The sequence below is a fragment of the Chitinophaga oryzae genome (assembly GCF_012516375.2).
Classification (GTDB): Bacteria; Bacteroidota; Bacteroidia; order Chitinophagales; family Chitinophagaceae; genus Chitinophaga; species Chitinophaga oryzae.
Map to the genome: position 1 here is coordinate 512,003 of NZ_CP051204.2, position 23,290 is coordinate 535,292.

Genomic DNA, 23,290 nt, shown 5'->3' on the forward strand with positions numbered 1-23,290 from the left:
CTTTTGAAGAAGATACTTTTTATCATTAACCGCAAAGCGGGCACAGATCGTGAGAAGCGACTGGAGGGGGCCATCAGCAGACATTTCCCGGCAAATCAGTTTGAGGTGAGCATCACCCATCTGGCTTACCTGGGGCATGGCGCCGACCTGGCCCGGGAGGCAGTGAAAAACGGCGTGGATACTGTTGTGGCCGTAGGTGGTGACGGATCTATCAATGAAATAGCACAGGGCCTGGTAGACAGTAATACTGCTATGGCCATCCTGCCGCTGGGCAGCGGCAATGGGCTCGCCCGTGCCCTCAAAATACCGCTCGACGTGGATAAGGCGCTGCGGCTCATCGTGAACAATAAACAACGCCCCATTGACGTGGGGTATGCCAATGAACATTTGTTCCTCAGCAACGCCGGCGTTGGCTTCGATGCGCTCATTGCGGAACAGTTCAAACATACAAAGAAAAGAGGGCTGGCTGGTTATGCCAAACTGGTGCTCAAAAGCTTCAGCAGCTACAACCCGGAAGCCTACCACATCAGTATAGATGGCCGCCTGCTGGATGAAAAAGCATTCCTGTTGACGGTAGCCAACGGCAACCAGTTTGGATACGAGTTTAAACTGGCGCCGGGCGCCAGCGTCTTCGACGGACAGCTGGACCTCTGCATCATGCCGCCCGTACGCTTCTATCATCTGCTGCCTGTCAGCTTCCATTCCCTGATGGGGAACATCGATAAAACACGTTATCTTAAACATTTCACCGGAAAGGAAATCACGATCCGCAGCAATTCCCTGCAGTACCTGCAGGTAGATGGCGATGCTGTTCCGATCAACGGTGACGGATCGGTGCGGTTGTCTGTAAAACCCGCCGCCATCAAGGTGATCGTGAATGAATAACCGTTAAACTTTTATGCAATGACAAAGAAAAAAAATAGCTCCGGCAACGGGATCGTATACTCTACCGATCCTAATTTTTCTTTTGAACCGGAACATACCGAAGAACAGGAAACCCTCTCCCCTGCTCAGCAACAGCTGAGAGTGAAACTGGATACCAAACAACGCGCCGGTAAGGTAGTGACCCTGGTAGATGGTTTTATCGGAAAAGACGAAGATGTGGAGAAACTGGGGAAAGACCTGAAAACAAAATGCGGTACCGGCGGTAGCGTAAAAGACGGCCAGATATTGATCCAGGGCGATTATAAAGAGAAAGTGATCAAGTGGTTGCAGGACTGGGGGTATAAAAAGACCAAATAAAGCAGTTTGAAATTTTCTGATTTACGATTTTTTGATTTTGAGAAAGTTGCCCGACATTTCCCAAAATCAAAAAATCGTAAATCAAAAAATCTTTAAATGACTAGCGGTTTACCAGTTTCAGTGCGCCCTCACTGTACCTGGACCCGGCCACAACGCCGTCTTTCAGGATGGCATTTATTTTTTCCAGATCAGCGCTGTTCAGCTGAACATCTGCGGCAGCAGCATTTTCCTGTAAATATTTCCTGCGTTTGGTGCCGGGTATCGGTACGATGTCTTCTCCCTGGGCCAGCAGCCATGCGAGAGAGAGCTGTGCAGAGGTGATCCCCTTCTCTTTCGCAAAGTTTTCCAAAGCAGTTACGGTTTGCAGGTTCTGTTCAAAATTGCCTTGCTGGAAGCGGGGCAGTGTTCTGCGGAAGTCATTTGCTCCCAGTGTGGAGGCGTCTGTAATAGCGCCGGTGGCCATGCCTCTTCCCAGGGGGCTGTAGGCTACCAGGGAAATACCCAGTTCACGGGTGGTCTTCAGGATTTCTCCTTCCACGTCCCTGGTAAACAGGGAATATTCACTTTGTAATGCGGCGATCGGATGTACGGCATATGCTTTTCTGATGGAAGCGGCGCTGGCTTCAGAAAGGCCGAGGTAGCGTACTTTACCGGCTTTTACCAGGTCAGCCATGGCGCCTACGGTTTCTTCGATCGGTACGTTTTCATCCACCCGGTGTGCGTAGTAGAGATCGATCACATCCACTTTCAGTCTTTTCAGGCTGTCTTCCACGGCCTGCTTCAGGTGTTTCGGAGAGCCGTCGAAATAGGTAGAGCCATCTTCCCTGTATCTGAAGCCGAATTTGGTAGCGAGGAATACTTTATCTCTTTTGGTAGCCAGTATTTTAGAGAGCAGGATTTCATTGGCGCCCTGCCCGTACATATCTGCGGTATCCCAGAAATTGATGCCGAGGTCCAGCGCCAGTTCCAGTGTTTTCAGAGACTCTTCTTCGTTGAAATCCCCTTCATGGCCATAGGCAAATGACATGCCCATGCAACCCAGTCCAATCGCTGATATTGATTCACCTGTTTTTCCAAGTTTTCTGTACTGCATATAGTTAAATTTTTATGATGTCAAAATTAACTGGCGGTATGGGGACAGCAATTGTAGCAGGCAAAGTATTAATTGTAAAAATCAAAGTATTACTGCAGCCGGTAGATATGGGGCGACTGCCCGCTGTGGTTTTTGAAGAAATGGGTGAAGTTGCCCGGATCTTCAAAACCGAGGCACCAGGCTATTTCGGATATCTGCCAGTCGGTGTGTATCAACAGCAGCCTGGCTTCCAGCAACAGGCGCATACGGATATGTTCGCTCACGGTGCGTCCGGTCGATTGTTTTACACATGCATTCAGATGGTTGGGATGTGTATTTAGCTGAACGGCGAACTCCTTCGCGGTTTTCAGTTTCACCTGATGATGATTGTATTCGATGGGAAACTGTTTTTCCAGCATATCCGTGAAGCGGTGCGCGAGCGCCTGCGCCGCAGTTTGTGTTCTTTGCGGCGTATGGGCCTCCGTTGCCAGCCGTTTGCCTTCCAGCATCAGTAACCGCAGGTAAATCAGAATGGCCTCCTGTTTAAATGCGGCATTCTCCTGGTATTCTTTCAGTAATTGCCGGAAAATGGACTGCAGGTAATCGCACTGCTGCTGGTTGAGCTTAAATACAGCTTTTGCGCCCTGCTGCAGCAACGGGTGATGGAGCAGGTCTTCATGCGGTGAATGTACGGAGTCGAACAACAGGTCGGTAAAGAGGCAGAAATAGCCTTCCTGTTCTTCTGACGAAGCTCTCCATGTTTTGATCTCATGCGGATTCAGGAACAGCAATGTGGGACCATCTATCTCATAGCGGTCTTCCCCCATGGTAAATATCCCTTTGCCTTTGCTGAAAAAGCTGATCTTATAATAATCCCTTCTGCTGGCGATCACTTCGTCCACGCAGGGATACTCTGCCCGGTCATGTACAGCAAAGCTGCCTTTTAGCGGCGCTTTGGGTATCATATGCGGGGAGTACAGTTTTTCGGTGAAGTCCTCCATTCTTTGGAGCTGAATGGCGGGGGTTTTTTGAATAGGCATTACCAAATGTAACGGTTTCCCGATAAATTTTTTAACGTAAGGCGGGAGGGCAATGTTAAGTTTTTATACAGGCTGATAGCTTCAAACCCTTTGCAGTATTGTACGGAGTTGTTAAATGCAACTATGATGCAAATTCATTTTTGATTTATTTCCGAAAATTTCACAATTTGTTAACGCCTTTATCAACCAAAATCTTGTTATCATCGATGCCTTGATGATCCCTTGTACAGAGCGTCCTGCCTGCAATGTGGATAAGCAAGATACTAAAAGTTACCTGCGGAATGACTGTGCTTTTTTAAGGCAGTTTTCCGCTTTTTTTTTGCTGACAACATCATACAAATCCCTGTCATTGATCAATCAAAATCATATTCCATGGAGCTGAGCCAGCGTCGTACTTCCCTGTTATTGCTCTTGTTGTTTCTGGTATTCAAAATGGCGTTTCAGTATTCGGTGGTGAATCCGGCCTTTGAGCTGCATCGCGATGAGTATCTGCATCTGGACATGGGATATCATCTGGCGGCGGGATATCTGTCGGTGCCTCCTTTTACGGCGTTCAACTCCCTGCTGATCAGGTGGCTGGGCGGCGGTGAGTGGTGGGTACGTTTTTTCCCGGCGTTGTACGGTGCGCTGACCATGGTGGTGATATGGCGCATGGTGCGTTTCCTGGGCGGCGGGCTGTATGCGCAGGCGCTGGCACTGTCGCTGTTCATTTGTTCCGCTTTTTCCCGATTGAACGTGCTTTATCAGCCTAACGCTTTCGACGTGCTGGTATGGGCGTCGTTATGCTGGCTGATGATGCGTTATCTGCAAAGCCAGCAGGGAAAATGGCTGTTGTGGGCGGGCGTAGTGGCGGGGATCGGAGTGCTTAATAAATACACCGTGGTGGTGTTGCTGGCCGGATGGCTGGGGGCTTTGCTGCTATCGTCACACCGGCGTATTTTCCGGGACAAGGCGCTTTATCTGGGAGCGCTGATCGCGCTGGCGTTGGCGGCGCCTAACCTGATATGGCAGATACAGCAGGGGTTTCCGGTGCTGCACCATATGAAAGAACTGGCGGACACGCAACTGGTGCATGTGAACCGGATGGACTTTGCGGCGGACCAGTTTATTTTTTTCCTGGGCGGCGCCTTTCTCATAGTGGCGGCGTTCACAGGTTTGTTTTTTTACTGGCCCTACCGGTTATACCGTGTTGTTTTGCTGATGTACGTGCTGGTGATATTGCTGTTGATTTATATGCGGGCCAAGAGTTATTACGCGCTGGGGCTTTACCCGGTATTGATAGCCTTTGGCTGTGCTTACTGGGAGCGTGTTTTCCGGAACGGCTGGAGCCGTTATCTGCGCATACTATGGCTGGCCATAGTAGTCCTGCCTTTTGTATATCTGCTCAATGTAATTTTCCCGGTGATGAGTCCCGCGCAGATACGGGAGAAGTCCGGCAAGTTTGCCGCCCTGGGCATGTTGCGATGGGAAGACGGGAAAAATCATGCGTTGCCACAGGACTTCGCAGATATGCTGGGGTGGCGGGAAACCGCGCAGCTGGCGATGCAGGCATGGCTGCGCGTGCCGGAGCATGACAGGAAAAACACGCTGGTCCTTTGCGAAAACTATGGCGAGGCAGGAGCGCTCAACTATTATAACCGCGGCCGGATGCCGGCAGCGGTATCTTTCAATGCAGATTACGTGTACTGGTTTCCGCCGCTGGACTCCCTGCATTACATCGTGCTGGTAGGCGAAGCGCCTTCCGAAGCCCATCGCCCGCTGATCGGGCGGATAGAGAAGGTGGGCTCGCTGGAAGACCCGCTGGCCCGGGAGTATGGCGCGCCGGTATACCTGCTGTCGGGACTGTCGCCCGAAGTGCCGGCACTGCTGCGTAAAGCGGTGCAGGAACGGCAGCGGAGCTATCACTGGAAGCAGGGAAGGCAGTGATGGCGGGATGGCGCATCAGACGTTTCTATGCCGGCGGCCGCATCGCAGGCTGACCGGGTTTCTGTTTGTAAATAACACCACGTTTATGCGGCTGATCGTTGCGGGACCGCTTACCTCCTGGTGGCGCTGCCGGGCGCCGTTCCGGTAGCTGAAATTCAGCAGGTGATCTGCGGCTGTCGCCGGAACTTTTACCCCGCGGCCGTTAGCTCAGCACAAACTCTACTTCGCCGAAGCCCAGCCGGAGGACCTCCCCTTCTCTTTCGAGGCAGAGGTGCCCGTCGGGCAGCACGTTGCGGATAATGCCCTGGAAAACGACCCCGTCTTTACGGTACAGGCCGGGTTGCTGCCAGCGGAACAGTTTGGCGGTATATTCTGCCAATAATGTATCGAGAGCGGACATCTGCAGTGTCCGGATGCGGGCATCGAGGCAGCGGCAGAGTTCCTGCGCCAGGGTGGCGGCGTCCCAGTTTTTGCCGGTGATCTGCTTCAGCGACACGGCGTTGGGCAGGTGCTCCGGAAATTTCCCCTGGTTCAGGTTGAGTCCGATGCCGATAATGGCATAATGCCACATATTACCCCTCAAAACGTTCTCTATCAGGATGCCTCCTGCCTTTCTGTCACGCCAGTAAATATCATTGGGCCATTTGATGGCTGTTTCATCGCCGGCATAGGCAGAGAAGAAATCGTGTGTGCCGAGGGCTACTGCCATGCTTAGCATAAACTGGCGGGAAAGCGGCAACATGGCTGGTTGCAGCGCTATGGAGAGGGCTATGATATCACCGGCCCGGGCTACCCATTGTTTGCCGCGGGTCCCTTTTCCTGCCGTTTGGTTGCTGGTAAACCAGGCTGTACCGGATGTCACCTGGCCCGAATTTACCCGCTCCATGGCATAGTTATTGGTGCTGTCAATTTCGTCTAATATATAAAACGGGTGTCCTACCACATGAACCTTTTTTAGTCTTAAAACAGCCGGAAAAGTAATTCATTTTATTATTTTCTTAACATTTGTAGGCCCTTGAGCATGATATTTCTGCACGTTATATTAGTGCTTGTTTAGTAACTTTGACAATTAAAGTTTATTTTTAACAAAAACGAGATTTATTGGCACCCTTAACCGTTCTGAGCACGAGGAAAAAGGCCCAAACGCGCCTGACCAGAGAAAGTGAAATTTTTACCACCATCATAAAAGCCATACAGGAAAAGAAGGGGGAAAATATCGTATCCCTGGATCTACGCCAGATTCCTGAAGCTGTGGCCGATTTCTTTGTAATATGTGAAGCCAATTCCAATACCCAGGTAAGAGCTATCGCCGATTTTGTTGCACACGAAGTGGAGCTGAAAGTAGGTGAAGCCCCTTATAAACACGAGGGCTTTACTGCTCAACAGTGGATACTGGTGGACTATGTAAACATTGTTGTACATATATTCCAGCCGGAAACAAGGAAGTTCTATAATCTCGAAGAAATGTGGAGTGACGCCGACAGGATGGACCACAACGATGACTGAACAAAACAGTCGTGAAAGTATTAATTATTATATAAATATTCTGATTGTAATAAACATCCGTAAAGGAGCGTAAGATTATGGAAAAAGGAGGCAATAACTTCAACAAGGGTTCAGAGAAATCTCCAAAGAAAGGACCGAAGTTCAATATATACTGGGTATATGCCTTTATAGGCATCGCCCTGCTCGCAATGAACTTCCTTCCGGACTTCAGACCCTCTACCAAAGAGATCAGCTTCCAGGAGTTTCAGGTAAGTTATTTGAAACCTGGGGACGTAGATAAATTGGTTGTCGTAAACAAGAAATATGTAGAAGTCTACATAAAACAGGACAGTCTTAAACTGCCAAAATTCACGGAAGTGGCCAGAAGCCGTTTTGGCGGCGGCCTGAATCCGGGTCCTCACTACCGTTTCTCTATTGGTAGTGAAGAGAGCTTCAAAAAAGATATCGACAAAGCCCAGGAAGGCATACCGATGGAAAGCCAGGTGAAAATCTCCTATGACGAGCGTCAAAGCTGGTTTGAACCCATCTTCCAGCTGCTGCTGCCGATCATCCTGATTATTGGCCTGTGGGTATTGCTGATGCGCAAAATGGGCGGCCCTGCCGGCGGTAGCGGTGGCCCGGGCGGTATCTTCAATATCGGCAAGTCCAAAGCTACCCTGTTCGATAAAGGCACCCGCGTAAACATCACGTTCAACGATGTGGCCGGTCTCGACGAAGCGAAAGTGGAAGTGATGGAAATCGTGGACTTCCTCAAAAATCCGAAAAAATACACCGCCCTGGGTGGTAAAATACCGAAAGGCGCCCTGCTGGTAGGTCCTCCGGGTACCGGTAAAACCCTGCTGGCGAAAGCGATGGCAGGCGAAGCACAGGTTCCTTTCTTCTCCATGTCCGGTTCTGATTTCGTGGAACTGTTCGTAGGGGTAGGCGCCAGCCGTGTACGCGACCTGTTCAAACAAGCCCGCGAAAAAGCGCCCTGTATCATCTTCATCGATGAAATTGATGCGATCGGCCGTGCCCGGGGTAAAAATGTCATGATGAGCAACGACGAAAGGGAAAACACCCTCAACCAGCTGCTCGTGGAAATGGACGGTTTCGGTACCGACAGCGGTATCATCATCCTCGCGGCCACTAACCGCCCGGATGTGCTGGACAGCGCCCTGCTGCGCCCCGGCCGTTTTGACCGTCAGATCTCTATCGACAAACCAGACCTGGCCGGAAGAGAAACCATTTTCGAAGTACACCTGAAGCCCATCAAAACATCCCCTAACCTGGATGTGAAGAAACTGGCCTCCATGACGCCCGGTTTTGCCGGCGCCGATATCGCCAACGTATGTAACGAAGCGGCCCTGATCGCCGCCCGTAAAGGCAAAACACAGGTGGAAATGGAAGACTTTAACGATGCCATCGACCGTGTGATCGGTGGTCTCGAAAAGAAAAACAAAATCATCTCCCCCGAAGAAAAAGAAGTCATCGCTTATCACGAAGCAGGACATGCTATCTGCGGATGGTACCTCGAACACGCTAACCCGCTGGTGAAAGTGACTATCGTACCCCGCGGCGTGGCTGCGCTCGGATACGCTCAATATCTGCCAAAAGAACAATACCTGTACAATACCGAACAACTGCTCGACGATATCTGCATGACCCTTGGCGGCCGTGCCGTGGAAGAGCTGGTATTCGGTAAAATATCCACCGGCGCGCAAAACGACCTGCAGGTAATTACCCGCATGGCCTACGCTATGGTGACCGTATACGGTATGAACGATAAAATAGGCAACGTGTCTTTCTATGACCCGAACAGCGACCAGTCTTTCACCAAACCGTACTCCGAGGAAACATCCCGGCTGATCGACGAAGAGGTGAGAAAACTGATCGACGCGGCTTATGTGCGGACTAAAAACCTCCTGACCGAAAGAATGGAACAGGTGAAAACCCTTGCAAAGGAACTGCTGGAAAAAGAAGTTTTATACCAGTCCGACCTGGAAAGACTGATCGGCAAACGTCCTTATGATGTGCCGAGAGAACATCACCTGGGTAAAGAAGGCATGACGACTGACGGTGTACATCCGACAGACATCATCAACCCTTCTCCTTCACCTGCTAATGCATAATTTTTGATATGAAGATTTCTCCTGCCAAGGAAAATATTCTGAAGAGAGTACGGAATGCGTTAAGCCAGCCAGTACAGTTGCCCTTCCCCAATTCGGAGGGCAACTCCACTGTTTTTAAGACAGACAACGAAGGACTGGAGCTGAGATTTGCGGAAGAATTTACAAGGTTACAGGGGAAATTTGTTTTCTGTACCAGCAAAGCAGAACTGATCGAAAACCTGCGATTGCTGTCTGATAATAAGGAATGGCGGAATGTTTACTGCCAGACGCCTTCCCTGCAGAAGCTGATAGGCAAAAATGATCTGCCTACCTTAAACCAGGGGAATATTCACGAGGCAGATGCCGCTATTACGGACTGTGAATACCTGATAGCCCGCACCGGTACAGTGGTGCTCAGCGCCGCTCAGCCCAGCGGAAGAGTAGTGCCGGTATATGCACCTGTTCACATTATGGTGGCTTATACCCACCAGCTGGTGTTTGACCTGAAAGATGCTTTCAACAGGCTGAAAGACAAATACGGTAACGACCTGCCTTCTGCAATATCCTTTGCTACAGGTCCCAGCCGTACGGCAGACATCGAAAAAACACTGGTTGTGGGCATCCACGGACCGAAAGAAGTATACGTATTTTTAGTAGACGAATAAATCATCAGCAGTAGCCTTCCGCTTACAGGTTTTAACAGAACATCCCGTTCTCTTAAAAACCATATGCGGAAGGCTATATGTTTGAGGATAACGCATATTGTCAGATGGAAATTCCTTTACCAGCCAATAAGAAAATATATTTTGCTTCCGACTTTCATCTCGGAGCGCCCAACATGACCGTCAGCCGGGAGCGGGAAAAGCTCATCGTGCAATGGCTGGAGATGGTGGAAAAAGATGCTGCGCATATCTTCCTGGTAGGGGACCTTTTCGATTTCTGGTTTGAATATAAACATGTGATCCCTAAAGGATATACCCGGCTGCTGGGCAAACTGGCAGCCCTTACCGACAAAGGCATCGGTATATCCGTATTCATCGGTAACCATGACATGTGGATGGACGGCTACTTTGAAGAGGAGCTGAACATCCCGGTTTATTACGAGCCGCAGGTGTTTACCATCAGCGGTAAAAAATTCTATATTGGCCATGGCGACGGGCTCGGTCCGGGCGATCATGGTTATAAATTCCTCAAAAAAATATTCCGTAACCCGGTATGCCGCTGGTTGTTTTCCTGCATTCATCCGGTAATGGGCATCTCGCTGGCCAACTATTTCAGCCGTAAAAGCCGCGCTGCTACCGGTCAGGAGCTGGAACATTTCCTGGGAGAAGACCAGGAGTGGCTGGCTATTTACAGCCGTGAGGTGTTGCAGCGGGAACACTTCGACTATTTTATTTTCGGCCACCGCCATCTGCCGCTGGACCTGCGGGTGGGGCCCGACAGCCGGTACATCAATCTGGGTGAATGGCTGAATTATACTTCCTACGCCGTTTTCGACGGCGCTACCGCTACGCTGGAATTCTTTACAGAAGCGGGGGCCGCACTGGCGCAATCAGGCGTCAAGGATCTCGTGCAGGATCGGCGGTGAGTGGAGTTCCGTGAAATCCGGCATATGCAGCCGGAGGAAGTCCAGGTATGCGTATAATAGTTTTCTTCTTTTTTCTTTTGTCATGTGGATGGATGCCAGCTGCTGTACTTCGCTGCACTGGAACAGCCGGTCGGTGAGCTCACTGTATTCGGGGTCCAGGTGATCGGTATGATGTGGCGGCAGGTCCGAAAACGTTCCCTCCTGCAAGTCGAGGTAAGGGGTATATTCCGAAAAATGACCGTTGAGCCGGAAGCCCAGGAATGCCGCCAGTTTCAGCGTGTAATACAGCGGCAGGTTAGCGATGACCGCCGTGGGCGAACCGTCCAGCAGCTGCAATGTATTTTCCGTAAAATAGTACAGGTCCAGATGTTGCTCCGGTTGCTTCAGGCTTTTCTGCAGCAACTCTATCAGATAGAGGGCAATAGTGTTTTTCACCACGTTGTAGTGCAGGGAGGTATAGATATAACCCAGCTTGAATTCAGAGATACGCTGCAGGTTTTTGATCTCGTGATGATATACCACCAGTTCAAGGATATTACCGGGTTGGAGCAGGTTGCCTTTGGCAGCTTTGGGTTTGGACGACCGCACGCCGTTCACGATATAGGACTGAAGGCCGAACAATTCCGTGAAGATGCCTACGATCACGCTCGTGTCGCCATATTTCACCGTACGTAATACTATGCCGCGTGTTTTGTGAAGCAACTGTCTGTGTTTTAAGGATGCCGCAGGAATAAAGTTGCAATTTAGGGCAAACAAATGTAATTCATCTGCCGGCGGCGGGTTAGCTAATGGGGATTTTAACTACCTTTACGCCATTTAACAAATTGAAAAATCCTTATGTGGCAACGCTTAGCCGGCTTTGTGCTAAAATTCCGATTACCGCTCCTACTCCTGTTACTGGTCGCCACCGGCGTAATGGCCTATTTTGCCTCCAAGGTGCAGATGTCTTACGACTACGTAGCGACCATACCGCATGATAACCCTAAATTCCTGGAATACCAGGAGTTTAAGAAGAAGTTTGGCGGTGATGGCAATATGCTGGTGCTGGGCGTACAGACCGATAAATTTTTCCAGGCTGATTTTTTCCGGGATTACCTGCAGCTGAACCATGACCTGAAAAAAATCAATGCTGTAGAGAATATCCTGAGCGTGCCGCTGGCCATCAACCTGGTAAAGAATGACAGTACCCAGAAGCTGGAGGCCGGCCTGCTGTTTAAGGACAGTAGTTATACACAACCGCAGATTGACAGTCTGGCGGGTGTTTTCAGGACTTTGCTGTTTTATAGGGGATTGCTTTACAATCCCGATTCGAAGGCCTATATGATGGCCATATACGTGAATAAAGACGTTTTTAACTCTCCGAAGCGTACGGCCGTTGTAGCGGAAATCACCAAACTGGCCAAAGCTTTCGAAGACAAGCATCATACAGAAGTGCACCTGAGCGGGCTTCCGCTGATCCGTACGGTCATGGCCGTTAAAGTAGCGGATGAGCTGAAACTTTTTCTGAAGATCTCTTTCCTGCTGACGGGGCTGATCCTGTTTTTATTTTTCCGCTCCTTTGGCGCCGTGCTGATGTCGATGGTGGTGGTAGCCATTGGCGTAGTCTGGTCGGTGGCCACGATCGTGCTGATGGGCTACAAGATCACGTTACTGACGGGATTGATTCCTTCCCTGATTGTGGTGATCGGTATTCCCAACTGCGTTTATTTCCTCAGCAAGTACCATACAGAATATGCGCGTCACGGCAACAAGACCAAGGCGCTGGTGCGGATGATCCAGCGGATGGGCATTGTAACCCTGTTTACCAACCTGACCGCCGCCATTGGATTTGGGGTGTTCTGTTTTACCAACAGCGCTATTCTCAAAGAGTTTGGTGTGGTAGCGGGGCTGAACATCATGTTCATCTTCCTGATCTCTTTTATTTTCCTGCCGTCTGTATTGAGTTTCCTGCCACCGCCGAAAACCAAGCATATCAACTACCTGGAGAACGGTTTCCTGGGCAAAGTGCTGGATTTCCTGACCACGCTGGTGTTTAAGTACCGCAAGCCGGTATATTTCGTTACTGCGGCGTTGGTGATTGCGGCGCTGGTGGGCATGGGCCGGCTGAAGTCTGTGGGATATATGCTGGATGATATTCCGAAGACCGACAAGCTGTATACCGACCTGAAGTTTTTTGAGCAGAATTTTAAAGGGGTGATGCCGCTGGAGATAGCGGTGGACACCAAACGCAAGAACGGCGTCGTAAATCTGCAGACGCTTAACAAGCTGGACGAGCTGACGAAGCTGATAGCGGAGCAGCCTGATTTTGCACGGCCTTTGTCCGTTGTGGAAGGTATCAAGTTTGCGAAACAGGCGTATTATAACGGGGACAGTTCCAACTACGCGGTGCCCAACTCGTTTGACCTGGGCTTCCTGGCGCCTTATCTCCGGATGAAATCGGCCAATACGGCCAGTGGGTCGGCGACTACCTTTTCCAGGCTGGTGGCTTCCTTTATGGACAGTACCAAGCAGGTGGCGCGCGTGAGTGTGAATATGAAAGATGTGGGGTCGCAGCGGCTGCCGGTGCTGATGGATTCACTGGAGCCGAAGGTGACAGCGATTTTCGACACGGCCCATTACAAGGTGACCTTCACCGGTACCAGCGTTATCTTTCAGGAAGGTACGCGTTTCATTATCAACGGGTTGACAGAGAGTATCCTGTTGGCCTTTGTGTTGATCATGGTATGTATGCTTTACCTGTTCCGTTCCTGGCGGATGCTGATCATTTCGCTGATCCCGAATATTATTCCGCTGGTGGTGACCGCGGGTGTAATGGGCTGGGTTGGCGTGGCGTTAAAACCTTCCACCGTATTGGTGTTCAGTGTGGCCCTGGGTATAGCCATCGACGTTACTATCCGTTTCCTGGTGAATTTCAAGCAGGAGTTGCCGCGGCATAACCTGGATATATCCGCTACCGTGAAGCAGACGATTCATGAAACGGGGCTGAGTATTATTTATACCTCGATGATCCTGTTTGCCGGGTTTATGATTTTCAGTTTCTCCGAATTCGGGGGTACTAAGGCATTGGGGTGGCTGACGTCTCTGACGCTGGTGGTAGCAATGATCACCAACCTGACGATCCTGCCGGCTTTGTTGTTGTGGATGGAAAAAGCGTTGTTAAAGAAGGCGCGAAAGAAGGAATTGTGGAAACCGCTGGATGAGGAGGAGGACATTGAGATGTCCAAACTGGGAGTAGACGATACGGAATAATTTTTTTTAATATAAAGTGCAAAGCAGCAGGGGGCAGGGTTTATAAAGCTGGCGTCCCTGCTGCTTTGCGCTTTTTGCGCTCTATGCTAAACAAATTCTTTTATTTAGCTAAAATGGACAAAAAAAGGCCTTAAAATAATCTAGTGGGCAGCATTCAAATACCCTTATCGCCGCTTGTATAAAAGCTGTGTATATACCGGATAAAAAATAAGAGGTTTATAATGCCATTCTAACCACTAGTTCATGAAAAACAAGTACTTAAAAGGTGCTCATTTATCTGAGCGCAAGTTTAAGGAGATCCTGCGGCTGTTCGCCGATGATCTCACTGCGACGCAGATCGCGGATATCAGCGGAGTAAGCAGAGTAACGATTAACAGTTACCTGAAAAAGCTTAGAAACCAGATAGCCCGTTTTTGCGAGGCGCAGCATCCAGTGCCGGTTCCGGTCGTAGCCTACGACAACCGGCAGGTTGAGACCCATACAGACCACGACAGCGACACGCTGGTGGCTGTCAAATCCGAAGTAGACCGTCTTGTCAAGCCGGTTATTTTTGGTATCTGCAGAATTGCTGACCGGTTACACACCGAAATTTTACCTGATGTAAGCAGACCTATGATCCATGCCGCCACGCGCGGCCGTTCCGTGCTGGAAACGCTGGATACCACAGAGCGTTTGCGTCGGTTTAACGGGGTAGTGGACCTCGGCCAGTACCGTTTGTACAGGTTGGGTAATTCAACGACAGATACCGTTAACGGCGGTCCGTTAATGGATGATGTAGATGCATTCTGGGGGCTTACCAAGCACCGCCTGGCCAAGTTCAAGGGATTGAACCGGAATACGGCTTACCTGCATCTGAAAGAATGTGAATACAGGTTCAATCATCGTAATGAAGACCTGTACAGTGTGTTGCTGGAATTGTTAAAAAACTACCCGCTCACCCTGTCTTGATAACTTATTTTGTCCCATCAACCGGTGGGACAACATTTATTTCGATTTAGATTTTGTTTGATAAAGTGCAAGTGGTAATCTTGCCGCTTGTTTATTTTCATATATATACACATTTTTTTAAACCATAATAAGTTAACATGGTGTTAAAAAAATGTTATCCGATTGTTATCGCCAACTTTTCCAGCTTAATTTTTTGTTAATAAAAACTATATTTACAGCTGGTTGAAAATTTGTTAAGGAAACTGCTTATGGGAAAGAAGTTGACTACTTCTTTGTGCGATTTATTGAATAAATCGCAAGAGAAATAGTCGATTTTTATGAATATGTTACTGTATCACACGTAATCACACCTGCTGGCTTTAGTTCTCCACGCATTTATATCAACTTTTATTTTTTACGACACGGAAACCAAATGAATTGAGGCGAAAGGCCTTGATATAGATTAGTATTTTTTGAAGGTTAAAAACTAGGAAACAAAATCATGCTTATGAGGAAAGTATTATTTCTCCTCCTGGCCGTGCTATGCGTGGTCGGCCAGGCTTTTGCGCAAAGTCGCAACGTAACGGGGAAAGTTACCGACGGGAAAGACGGATCTCCTATACCTGGCGCAACCATCCAGGTAAAAGGTACCACCAGAGGTACTGCCACCACCCCCGACGGCACATTCAGCCTGCAGGTATCTGCAAACGATGTATTAGTAGTTTCATTTGTTGGCTATGAAAAGAAAGAAGTGCCGGTAGGCGAAGCCGCCGCACTTAAAATTTCACTGTCTGCCGACTCCAAAAACCTGGACGAAGTAGTAGTAACCGGCTACACCCTGGAGAAAAAAGTAAACTCCACCATCGCCGCTTCTACTATCACCGGCGCCAAGGTGAACAACATCTCCCTGCCTGATGTAAACCAGATGCTGCAGGGTAATGCGCCTGGTATCTCCGTGTCTACCAACTCCGGCCAGCCCGGCTCCAAAACGGAAGTAAGGATCCGCGGTATCGGTTCTATCTCCGCCAGCAACAGCCCGCTGTATGTACTGGACGGTATCATTATGTCCTCCGGTGATTTTACGCAGAATACACCTTCCCAGGACATTCTTTCCAACCTGAACCCTGCCGACATCGAAAACATTACCATCCTGAAAGACGCATCTGCTACTGCGCTCTACGGTTCCCGCGGTTCCAACGGCGTGGTGGTGATCACTACCAAAACCGGTAAAAAAGGCCAGAGCAGAATCAACTTCAACGGTAAATTCGGTTTCCAGAACCTCGCTAAGAGCATCCCGATGATGAATGCTACCGAGTTGCTCGCGTATCAGCGCGAAGGGCTGAGAAATGCCGTTAATGCTGATGGCAGCAGAAAATACTCCGACGCGAACATTCTGAAATACCGCCCCGATCACCTGGCTGACTACAATACAGACTGGATGGACTTGGCTTTCCGCACCGGTAAAACCCAGGCTTATGGCGTTAATGCCGGCGGTGGTAACGAAAAAACCACTTTCTATGCCTCCGGCGACTACTTTAAGCAGGATGGTATCCTGATTGGTAGCGGTTTTAGCCGTTACTCCGGCCGTTTGAACGTAGATCATAAATTCAACGATAAATTCGACCTGAGCGTAAAAATGAGCGGTACCTATACCGATCAGCTGAGCGCTGGTGCAGGTAACAGCTACTCTTCTCCGCTGATGGGCGCTCTCACACAGGTTCCCTGGATTCCGGCGAAAGATGAGAATGGCAACCCTTACATCGGTTATGTAGGCGGCCAGCCTGGTTCTCCTACCTGGTCCGGTGTTGCTGACATCCCGGATGCGTGGCGTCCAACCCTGCAGGGGGGTAACTTCCTGCACACTGTTGCCAATAACTACCGCAAAAACAACAATACCCAGACTATCTTCAACGCAGCGCTGGGTTACAATATCATCGAAGGCCTGCGTTTTGTTGTAAAAGGTAACGCAGAGCTCACTGGCATCCGTGAAAAACAATGGACCGCCCCGAACTCCTACGATGGCCGTAACTATGGTGGTTACCTGTACAACGTAAACTCCAACATGGCGCTGTACACTACCCAACAATTGCTGACTTATAACTTCAGCATCAACAAAGACCATAGCTTCCGCCTGCTGGCCGGTAACGAATATTCTTACCAGAACAGGTCTTACACGATCGCTGCGAAAAACGGTTTCCCCGGCAACCAGCTGCAGGTGCCGGATGTGGGCGCCAACCTGTTTGACGGCGGTGGTAATGAAAGATCTTACGCATTCCAGGGCCTCATCGGTAAAGCGGACTACGATTACAAATCCAAGTATTTCCTGAGCGCCAGCTTCAGAAGAGACGGTTCTTCCCGTTTCCCTAAAGACGCCCGCTATGGTAACTTCTACTCTGTGGGTGCTGCATGGCGTATTACAGAAGAAGAATTTGCCAAAAACATTTCCTGGTTGAACGACCTGAAACTGCGTTCCAGCTATGGTGTAATGGGTAACGCAGAAGGACTGGGTTTATATCCCGACTATCCTTTCCGCGGCCTGTACAGCCTCTCCGGTGCTTATCTCGGCGAAACAGCTGCATTTGCCAACCAGCCTGGTAACCCTAACCTGAGCTGGGAAAAACAAAACCTGTTCGACATCGGACTGGACTTCAGCGTGCTGAATCGTCGTGTATACGGTAGCGTTGGATTCTACGACAAACGCTCCTCTGCACTGCTGATGGAACTGCCACTGTCTATGACCACCGGTTTTGAAACGATCAACATGAACGTTGGTAAAATGCTGAACCAGGGTTTTGAAATCACCATTGGCGGTGTTCCGGTGGCGACTAAAAACTTCACGTGGACTTCTGACCTGAACTTCGCTACACTGCGCAACAGAGTACTGGACCTGGGCGGTCAGCAGGCTATTCCTTCCGGTACCAGACAGCGTATCGAAGTGGGCCACACTTTTGGTTCTTGGTATATGCCGGTATGGTATGGTGTAGATCCTCAGACAGGCGCACCACTGTGGGTAGGCAACGACGGCAAACCTACTACCAGCTATACAGAAGCGCAGAACAACAGGCAATATGTAGGTCAGGCACTGCCTAAGATCACCGGCGGCTGGACCAACAAAATCAACTACAAGGAGTTTGACCTGTCTATGCTGATCACTTTCAGCTCCGGCAACAAGGCTTACAACTCCAACCGTGCTAACCTGGAAAGCGATGGCGCTAACTCCCGCAACCAGGCAAAAGACGCGCTGGACCACTGGCAGAAACCTGGTGACGTGTCAGACAGACCTAAAGTAGTATTTGGTGGCAGCGGTGCAAACCAGTCTTCTACCCGTTACCTGGAAGATGTGTCTTACGCCAGAATCAGGAACCTGACCCTGGGTTATACACTGCCTAAAAAACTGCTGGGTAATATGAAGCTGCAATCACTGCGTGTATATGCACAGGCAGAAAACCTGTACACGCTGACCAGCTACAAAGGATGGGACCCGGATATCAACACTAACCCGCTTCCTCCAACCAGTACAGCTTCTACGGCTACTACCAACGCCGGTACTGATTTCTATCGTTATCCTACTTCACGTGTGTTCACATTTGGTATCAGTGTAGGATTGTAATTGAAGAAGTTGCTTAACAAAAACCTTGGTTAAATTATGAAATATCCAAAACTTAATATACTCGCATTAACAGCCGCTGTTGCGTTTTCCGCTTGTAACTCCAAGCTGGACCTTGCTCCTGCTGATGCGCTGGATAATGAATCCGCCGTTACCGAAGGCAACGCCCGTATCCTGGCCAACGGCCTGTATGAGCGTGCGCAGGAACTGGAATATTATGGCCGCGATTTCACTGTGGTGAATGATGTTACCGGTGGCGACGTGAAAATCACTGCTGCCAACTCCAACCGTTTCGTAGTAGAGTTCCAGTATATCTTCGGACCGCTTTCCGCTTCACAAAGTAAAACCTGGCTGAACGCTTATCGTGTTGCCAACCAGGCGAGCGTAATGATCGACAAGCTGCCTGAAACGGCGATTACCAAACCGTACAAAGGAGAAGCTCACTTTATGCGTGCGCTGGCTCATTTTGACCTGGTAAGAAGATATACGCGCCCTTACTCCCAGATGCTGGATAAAGCTACCACCGCCAATACCGGTATTCCGCTGGCGATGAAAGCAGTAGATAATCCTGCTACTCACAAGCCTTCCCGTGCTACGCTGAAAGAGACCTATGATGCAATCATCAGCGATCTGAAAGCCGCCAAGGAACTGGCTCCTGATGCGGGCGCCAAGTCTGAAGCCGTTTTCCGCGGTTCCAAAGACGCTGCATCTGCCCTGCTGACCCGCGCTTACCTGTACATGGGAGACTCCACTAAGCCGGCAGATCCTAACTGGCAGAATGTAATCGACGAAGCCACGCCGCTGATCAACAAATTCCAGCTGTGGAGCGACGCCAATTACCTTGCTAACTACACCACCAATGCCGCTACCTCTGAAGATATCTTTAGTCTGCGTTTCCTGCAACCGGAAAATAGAGGCGCTGATAACTTCGGTAACATTTACCTGCCTAACGACGGTAGTTCCACCAGCGGTTATGGCGACATCCGTCTGAATGAAAACTTCATGGCGCTGCTCGACCCGGCCGATTACCGTAACAGCGCTGTAAAAGTGTTCTCCGGTAACAACTACATGATGAAATGGGTAGGCAACGGTTTGGGCCTGACAGGTATGACCAACGTAAAAGTGCTGCGTGTGAGTGAGGTGCTGTTGAACCGCGCCGAAGCTTATATGCGTAAAGGTGATCTGCAGCTGGCACTGAACGATATCAACAGCCTGCGCCAGCATCGTGGCCTGGCTGCTGTTACAGCGGCTGATAAAGCTTCTGTAAGAGCAGAGCTGTTAAAACAGCGCAGACTCGAACTGGTAGGTGAAGGCTTTGCCGCTACCGACCTGTTCAGGCTGGGAGGCGTACGTCACATCGCTGACAAAGACGCACTGCTGCCGCAAACAAAAGATATTCAACCTACTGATGCGCGCGTAGCTTTCCCTATTCCGCAGGTAGAAATTGATGCTAACCCGAACATCGTACAGAACCCGGGTTATAACAAATAATTACAGCATTCGCTGTTACGAAAGGGGCGCCATTTGCGGCGCCCCTTTTTTTTATTAGTCAGGTTGGGTGTCCTTACTATCTGTCCCTCCTTGCCATCTCCATCTGTAAAAAATTTCTTTTATGCAGATTTCTTCTTATTTGCTTAAAAAAAATGTATTTCCCCTCTCCGCCTTTCTCAACATTTCCAAATGTCTCCCTGTTATTTAGTTGTTATTTAACGAATATTTATAACCATTCATATAGCAAAATATCCGAACTCGTGTGATATTATTTTAACCGATACTGATGATATTTGATCTTTTTTTGTCGTAATTTAATCGGGTTAACTTCTTTTTTTATTTAGTCAATCAAAACAAGTCGCTTATGAAAAAAGAGCTACTACTATGGCTGTTCGTGTGCAGCAGCGTTCTCAGCGCAGTAGCCCAGACACGAACGATCAGCGGAAAAGTTACGGATGCAAAAGACGGCTCTGCCCTTCCCGGGGTTACAGTAGTGATTAAAGGCACTACCAAGGGTGTTTTCACATCAGGTGACGGTACTTACAAGCTGAATAACGTGACCAGTGGCACCACACTCGTTTTTTCCTTCGTAGGTTATCTGACGAAGGAAGTTTCCGTTGGGCCGGGAAATGAAGTTGACGTAGCCCTGGATGCAGATAAAAAACAATTGGGAGAAGTGGTGGTGACGGCCGTGGGATTGAAGCGTAACGAGGCTTCGCTGGGTTACTCGGTATCCACCGTGAAGCCGGACCAGCTGGTGCAGAAATCGGAACCGGACATGCTGAAAGGCCTGCAGGGCAAGGTGGCCGGCGTCGATATCCGGACTTCGCAGGGTACGCCCGGAGCCGCTACCCGCATCAATATCCGCGGTAATACTTCTTTCTATGGCAGCAACCAGCCATTGATTGTAGTAGATGGGATCCCTTACAATAATGACCAGGTAACCACTTCCAGTCAAACGTCCGGCGGCGGTGCTTATTCCAGCGGTCTTTCATCTCTTGATCCCAATGATATTGCTTCCATGACGGTATTGAAAGGCGCAGCGGCAGCGGCGCTCTATGGATCAAGGGCCTCCAACGGCGCGATCATCATTACCACCAAATCCGGCAGCGCCAATATGGGCAAACGGAAAACAGAAGTAACCTACTCTACTTCCCTTTCTATGGAAAACGTAGCTAACCTGCCGAAGTACCAGAATGAATTTGGTGCGGGCAGCCGCTTTGTTTACTCCAATGCCAACGGGTCCTGGGGACCAAAGTTTGGTACGCTGGACTCTATCCCTGCCTGGCCTGATTACCTGGCCGCTTTCCCGGAACTGTTTCCCGCTTCCGGCAAAGTCGCGTACCGGCCCGTTCCCAATAACGTGAAGGACCTGTTCCGTACCGGTTTCATTACAGAAAACTCTATCGGGGTTAATGGCGGCAATGAAAAATCTGCCCTCAGCGCCACCGCGTCTTACCTCAGCCAGGACGGTTATGTGCCTCACTCCTTCTTCAACAGGGGAAACCTCTCTATCGGCGGTGTAACGCGGCTGACCAACGGCCTTACCGTTAACGGCAACTTCAGCTACAGCACCAGCAACCAGGGAGGCAGCATTTTTGGTGAGAACCAGGTTTCCGGCGCCACTTCCTCTTTCGCCCGTAACCTCTTCCTGGCCAGAAACTGGAATATCACCGGGCTGCCTTTTGAAGATGTGGAAGGCAATCCGGTATCTACCAACAAACAGCAGTATGACAACCCCCTCTGGGCGTTTAAACATAACACGATCAGTACTGCTACGGACCGGTATGTGGCGGGTTTGAAACTTAATTACGAAGTACTGCCGTGGTTCAACCTCAGCTACCAGATCGGGGTGAACCAGAATTCCTTCCTTCGCAGAGAAGTGGTGGAAATAGGCTCCAGGGGTGCGGAAGGCGCCGGCCAGATCGTGCAGCAGAACTACCGTTTTACTGAAATAGAATCTAACCTCATCGGTACGTTTACGCCTAAACTGAAAAACGAAGATTTCGGACTGAAACTGCTGGCAGGACATAACGTCAACCAGCGTACGACCAAATCACAAATCAATACAGGCAAGGCGATCATCGTTCCCGGTATATACACCATGCTGAATACCAAAACGGTGATCCCGACAGAGGATATTTTTGTACAGCGCAGGCTGTGGGGTGTTTTCGCAGAGGTGGACTTCGACTACAAAAAATGGTTGTTCCTGATACTCACAGGCAGGAACGACTGGTCTTCCACACTGCCCTCCAATAACCGAAGCTACTTTTATCCCAGCGTGGCCGCTTCTTTCATCTTCACCGATGCGCTGAAGATGAACAGCAAAGTGCTGACCTTTGGTAAACTGCGTGCCAGCTGGGCCAAGGTGGGCAGGGATGCTGACCCCTATCAGCTGGCCAACATCTTCAGGATTAATCCTACTTTCCTCGGACAACCCGGCGTTATGCAGGACCCGGCAGCAGGTAATCCCAATCTGAAGCCCGAGTTTACACAGGACTTTGAAGTAGGTACCAACCTTGAGTTCTTTGATCGGAGAATAACGCTGGATTTCGCCTGGTACAGCAGGTTGTCCACCAACCAGATTGCACCGCTGACCCTGCCGCCCTCTTCCGGTTTCGGACAGGTGATAGATAACTACGGTAAGCTGACCAACAAGGGGATTGAAATCGATCTGAACGTGATGCCTGTTCGCAATGAAAACCTGACCTGGAACATACACGGTATTTTTACGAGGAACAGAAGCATTGTGAAGGAGCTGAAACCCGGCGTTATAAGGCTGCCGCTGGCAGGTGTGCTGGATGAGATGTCTCCCTATCTCGAAGCCGGTAAACCTTATGGTTACCTGCGCGGCACCGCCAACGTAAGGGACGCTGATGGCAGCCTCCTGATAGATCCCACTAACGGGTACCTGATCCGCGATCCCAACCAGCGGATGGTGGGTGATCCCAATCCCGACTTCAAGGCGGGTTTAGGTACCACCCTGAACTATAAAGGGTTTTTCCTGAACGCGCTGTTTGACCTGACAAGAGGGGGCGACATCTACGCGGTAACTGTCAGCTCCCTGCTGGGACGCGGCGTTACCAAAGACACCCGTGCAGAAGCGCGTGAAAATGTATATGTTATCCCCGGTTATTATGGTGATGTGAACTCCGGAGCGCCTTTGCTGGATGATAAAGGCAACAGGATTCCTAACCAGACTGCCATTAGTCTTTTCGAAATGTTCTTCGGTGAAACTTTTGCCATCAACTCTGCGACAGAATGGAACGTGTATGACGCTACCGTCTATACCTTCCGTGAGCTGACCCTGGGATACGACTTCCCTAAGAAATGGTTCAGTAAAACGCCGATCGGGGCGCTCACGCTTACACTGACAGGCAGGAACCTCTGGTACTATGCGCCGAACGTTCCCAAGTATACCCGGTTTAATCCTGAAGTAGGCAGCTTTGGTTCTACCAATGTGCAGGGTATAGAATTGTCCGGTGCTCCTACTACCAGACGTTATGGCGTGAACCTGAAAGTGACGTTCTAGTTTATCACGAAAAAAATGAA

The 23,290-nt window shown here is 49.8% G+C and carries 16 protein-coding genes; 12 read left to right on the top strand and 4 right to left on the bottom strand.

Annotated features, from left to right (window positions below):
- Positions 1–3 precede the first annotated feature (3 nt).
- Positions 4–885: a diacylglycerol/lipid kinase family protein gene (locus HF324_RS02165; RefSeq protein WP_168809044.1), complete on the top strand. Its 882-nt coding sequence runs from the start codon at positions 4–6 to the stop codon at positions 883–885.
- A gap of 18 nt (positions 886–903) precedes the next feature.
- Positions 904–1,242, top strand: a complete 339-nt coding sequence (locus HF324_RS02170) for a translation initiation factor (protein ID WP_168809046.1) — start codon at positions 904–906, stop codon at positions 1,240–1,242.
- A 100-nt stretch (positions 1,243–1,342) separates the two neighbouring features.
- Here the strand turns inward: HF324_RS02170 and HF324_RS02175 are convergent, their stop codons facing one another.
- Together HF324_RS02175 and HF324_RS02180 are read right to left on the bottom strand one after the other, a co-directional pair.
- On the bottom strand, positions 1,343–2,335 hold the full coding sequence (locus tag HF324_RS02175; protein ID WP_168861841.1) for an aldo/keto reductase: 993 nt from the start codon (positions 2,333–2,335) through the stop codon (positions 1,343–1,345).
- A gap of 89 nt (positions 2,336–2,424) precedes the next feature.
- A complete protein-coding gene (locus HF324_RS02180) occupies positions 2,425–3,354 on the bottom strand; it encodes a helix-turn-helix transcriptional regulator (RefSeq protein WP_168809050.1) in 930 nt (309 codons plus the stop codon).
- 372 nt (positions 3,355–3,726) lie between these two features.
- Between HF324_RS02180 and HF324_RS02185 the strand changes: the two genes are divergently transcribed.
- Positions 3,727–5,280, top strand: coding sequence for a glycosyltransferase family 39 protein (locus HF324_RS02185; protein WP_168861842.1), 1,554 nt, complete (start codon positions 3,727–3,729; stop codon positions 5,278–5,280).
- A gap of 202 nt (positions 5,281–5,482) precedes the next feature.
- Here HF324_RS02185 and HF324_RS02190 read toward each other — a convergent pair whose 3' ends face one another.
- Positions 5,483–6,223, bottom strand: coding sequence for a biotin--[acetyl-CoA-carboxylase] ligase (locus HF324_RS02190; protein WP_168861843.1), 741 nt, complete (start codon positions 6,221–6,223; stop codon positions 5,483–5,485).
- Positions 6,224–6,381: 158 nt separating this feature from the next.
- Here HF324_RS02190 and rsfS point away from each other — a divergent pair, with 158 nt between their 5' ends.
- The 4 genes from rsfS (at position 6,382) to HF324_RS02210 (ending at position 10,464) form a co-directional block, all read left to right on the top strand.
- Entirely contained in the window at positions 6,382–6,786 is a 405-nt protein-coding gene (gene rsfS, locus HF324_RS02195) for a ribosome silencing factor (protein ID WP_078669384.1), read from the top strand.
- 77 nt (positions 6,787–6,863) lie between these two features.
- On the top strand, positions 6,864–8,897 hold the full coding sequence (gene ftsH, locus HF324_RS02200; RefSeq protein ID WP_168809057.1) for an ATP-dependent zinc metalloprotease FtsH: 2,034 nt from the start codon (positions 6,864–6,866) through the stop codon (positions 8,895–8,897).
- Between the two features lie 8 nt (positions 8,898–8,905).
- Complete coding sequence (locus tag HF324_RS02205; RefSeq protein ID WP_168809059.1) at positions 8,906–9,541, top strand: LutC/YkgG family protein; 636 nt, start codon at positions 8,906–8,908, stop codon at positions 9,539–9,541.
- A 104-nt stretch (positions 9,542–9,645) separates the two neighbouring features.
- Positions 9,646–10,464, top strand: coding sequence for a UDP-2,3-diacylglucosamine diphosphatase (locus tag HF324_RS02210; RefSeq protein WP_168809061.1), 819 nt, complete (start codon positions 9,646–9,648; stop codon positions 10,462–10,464).
- On the opposite strand, the gene recO is transcribed toward HF324_RS02210, so the two are convergent.
- Complete coding sequence (gene recO / locus HF324_RS02215; protein ID WP_168809063.1) at positions 10,429–11,166, bottom strand: DNA repair protein RecO; 738 nt, start codon at positions 11,164–11,166, stop codon at positions 10,429–10,431. The two genes, HF324_RS02210 and recO, sit on opposite strands and share 36 nt — an antisense overlap.
- 135 nt (positions 11,167–11,301) lie before the next feature.
- Between recO and HF324_RS02220 the strand changes: the two genes are divergently transcribed.
- The 5 genes from HF324_RS02220 (at position 11,302) to HF324_RS02240 (ending at position 23,270) form a co-directional block, all read left to right on the top strand.
- Positions 11,302–13,713, top strand: coding sequence for an efflux RND transporter permease subunit (locus tag HF324_RS02220; RefSeq protein ID WP_168861844.1), 2,412 nt, complete (start codon positions 11,302–11,304; stop codon positions 13,711–13,713).
- Positions 13,714–13,956: 243 nt separating this feature from the next.
- Positions 13,957–14,661 (top strand): LuxR C-terminal-related transcriptional regulator, encoded by a 705-nt coding sequence (locus tag HF324_RS02225; protein WP_168861845.1) that lies wholly within the window; start codon positions 13,957–13,959, stop codon positions 14,659–14,661.
- A 487-nt stretch (positions 14,662–15,148) separates the two neighbouring features.
- A complete protein-coding gene (locus HF324_RS02230) occupies positions 15,149–18,250 on the top strand; it encodes a SusC/RagA family TonB-linked outer membrane protein (protein ID WP_168861846.1) in 3,102 nt (1,033 codons plus the stop codon).
- 36 nt (positions 18,251–18,286) lie between these two features.
- Positions 18,287–19,738, top strand: coding sequence for a RagB/SusD family nutrient uptake outer membrane protein (locus tag HF324_RS02235; protein ID WP_168861847.1), 1,452 nt, complete (start codon positions 18,287–18,289; stop codon positions 19,736–19,738).
- Between the two features lie 364 nt (positions 19,739–20,102).
- Complete coding sequence (locus HF324_RS02240; protein WP_168809073.1) at positions 20,103–23,270, top strand: SusC/RagA family TonB-linked outer membrane protein; 3,168 nt, start codon at positions 20,103–20,105, stop codon at positions 23,268–23,270.
- Positions 23,271–23,290: the final 20 nt, after the last annotated feature.